This window comes from Ammoniphilus soli (genome assembly GCF_040813775.1).
Genome location: NZ_JBEGDL010000099.1, coordinates 1 through 2394 on the forward strand (window position 1 = coordinate 1; position 2394 = coordinate 2394).

Below are 2394 nucleotides of genomic sequence, written 5' to 3' on the forward strand. Positions count from 1 at the left end.
CGCGGAGACAGTTCAATATATTCAAATCCCAATTCCGCCGCCTTCTCTACCATTTGGGGAATGGGAAGGTGTCTATACATGTATGGATCTAATGCGATTTTCATATTTATATACCTCCTGTTAGGTTTAATTTTTAAGCATAGAATAGAATGTTATTTATACTCCACCCATACCGCGCCATTGTCTGCCGATCTGACGCAATTTTCAATCCATCTGACCCCTTCAAACCCGGCATCAATATCCGGATACCAAAAATCTTTCAGAAACTGCATATCATCCCTATTTGCGGCATCCATCGCTACGGCAAATCTCCAATAAATATTGGACCATGATTCAAATAACCCTTCAGGATGCCCGCCTCCTATGCGGTCGTCAGCAAGTGCTTCCTCATAAAGGTAATCCATGCCTCTTTCTAAAACCTGTGCGGGCTTGCCTTGAATCTCAAATTTTAATTGATTGGGCTGTTCGTCCCACCATTCAAGGCTTGCTTTAGACCCAATGACTCTAATTTTTTGCCCATGCATAGACCCAGCATTCACCGCACTGGCCCATAGCGTACCGACAGCACCGTTTTCGTAATTCATGATGACATAGGCATTATCCTCGAGAGGGGCACGACTCTTAACGAAGCTTTGTTTCGCACACATGAGACTTTTAATCTTCATATTGGGCAGCATGGCCTCAGCCAAATAGAGCGGATGGGTGCCAAGATCTCCTAATACATAGCTAGGCCCTGCAAATTTCGGATCCACTCTCCATTTGGTGGAAGGATTCTCCTCTTCTACGGCACTTGAATGAAAACCATGGGCAAACTGCATATTCACGATTCGAATTTCGCCTAATTCACCGTTTTCTATCATCTTTCTGGCTTGATGAATCATTTGGTGTCCGGAGTAGCCATAAGTAACCCCTACGATTCGGTTGTTCTTTTTTGCTAGATCTCTTAAAATCGTTGCTTCTTCTACTGTAAAACATAAAGGTTTCTCGCACACCACGTGAAGTCCAGCCTCTAAAGCTGCTTTACTAATGCTAAAATGCGTACCGTTTGGCGTCGCGATGGATACGGCTTCAATTCCATCCTCCCGTTTGGCTTCTTCTGCAAACATCGTAGCATAATCCGGATAACATCTTTCCGGATCCACTCCTAAATTCACTCCAAAGTCTCTGCCTCGTTCCGGGTTGATATCGAAAGCGCCTGCCACCAGCTGAAAGCTGTTGTCTCGCAGTGCCGCCGATCGATGGATGTATCCGATTTGACTGCCGCGCCCCCCTCCGATCATGGCCCAGCGAATCGGTCTCTCCAAGCGTTTTTCTCCATTAATCATGACTGACAACTCCTTCACTGTACTTGTTCATGGAATAACCTACACTTTTTAGGTACTCAAAGCTTTGGGACACATCCTGCAGACTGCTGTTGCAATTCCTCGGATCCCTTTCCTGTTCGATGGTGATCCAGCCTTGATAATTGATTTCCTTTACAAGGGAATGGATACTGCCATAATCAATGATTCCTTTGCCAATCGGGCACATCACGCCTTTGGCACAAGCTTCAAAGAAATCTATTTCTATCGACATCATCTGATCATAGATTTCCTTGTCTATATCTTTAAAATGAATATAGTCCAATCGATCGGCATGGGTGCGTATCCACTGCACCGGGTCCATGCCTGAATAATACAAATGGCCTGTATCTAAACAAAGTCCAGCTGTTTCGTAGGAGATATCTTCAAGGACCTGGTTTATCTCGTCTTCGAACTCGATATAGCCTCCTGCATGCGGATGAATAACGGCTCTTACCCCATATTCCGAAGCCAGATTGGCAATGGCTCTGATATTATCCATCATGCCATTCCATTGCTCTTTTGATAGTCTAGGCGCTCTATCATAATGCCCTGCCGTCCTGCTGCGCTCTTTATGCCCAAAATCCATCACCGTAAGATAGGGGGTTGGAAAATGCTGATTTTCCGCCTTAGGAGCTCGAGGCAATTGGGTAATAAGTGCACAAATGTCATCGGTCATTTTCAGAAGGTTATCCCTATTTCCTACGCTGACCAAGTCATCAAAAATCGTTCCTGCAATGATAGTCAGATCATTTTTATCTAATTCTTCCTTTACAGCATGAATGTCTAAAGGAAGATAGCCGTAAGGTCCCAATTCAATCCCTTTATATCCTGCTTGTGCCGCTTCTCCTAATACTAGCTTCCAATCGGGAAGGTAGGGATTCTTTGGATCATCAACCCCCCAGCAGCAAGGGCCTATTGCTATTCTCATACTCATATCAAAATCTCCTTCTCCCACTTTTCTTTTTGCGTTACGCTCTACCAGAACTGCCGAACTCCCGCATCTTTCCTTTCACATTGTCCTTAATGGCTTCTCTGGCTGGCCCAAGGTATT

General features: G+C 44.8%; 2 protein-coding genes and 1 pseudogene. All 3 read right to left on the bottom strand.

Annotation, left to right across the window (positions count from 1 at the left end; all coding sequences use genetic code 11):
• A pseudogene (locus ABLT31_RS38300) lies at positions 1-104 on the bottom strand (sugar phosphate isomerase/epimerase); the annotation flags it as partial.
• Between the two features lie 48 nt (positions 105-152).
• Positions 153-1325, bottom strand: a complete 1173-nt coding sequence (locus ABLT31_RS38305; protein WP_367760963.1) for a Gfo/Idh/MocA family protein — start codon at positions 1323-1325, stop codon at positions 153-155.
• Positions 1318-2277 (bottom strand): sugar phosphate isomerase/epimerase family protein, encoded by a 960-nt coding sequence (locus ABLT31_RS38310; protein WP_367760964.1) that lies wholly within the window; start codon positions 2275-2277, stop codon positions 1318-1320. The genes ABLT31_RS38305 and ABLT31_RS38310 overlap by 8 nt, the downstream gene beginning before the upstream one ends.
• Between the last annotated feature and the right edge of the window lie 117 nt (positions 2278-2394).

What these genes read in the sequence shown, in the direction of transcription:
- ABLT31_RS38305 (WP_367760963.1), bottom strand. Translation starts at nt 1,325, where the DNA reads ATGATTAATGGAGAAAAACGCTTGGAGAGACCGATTCGCTGGGCCATG.
- ABLT31_RS38310 (WP_367760964.1), bottom strand. Translation starts at nt 2,277, where the DNA reads ATGAGTATGAGAATAGCAATAGGCCCTTGCTGCTGGGGGGTTGATGAT.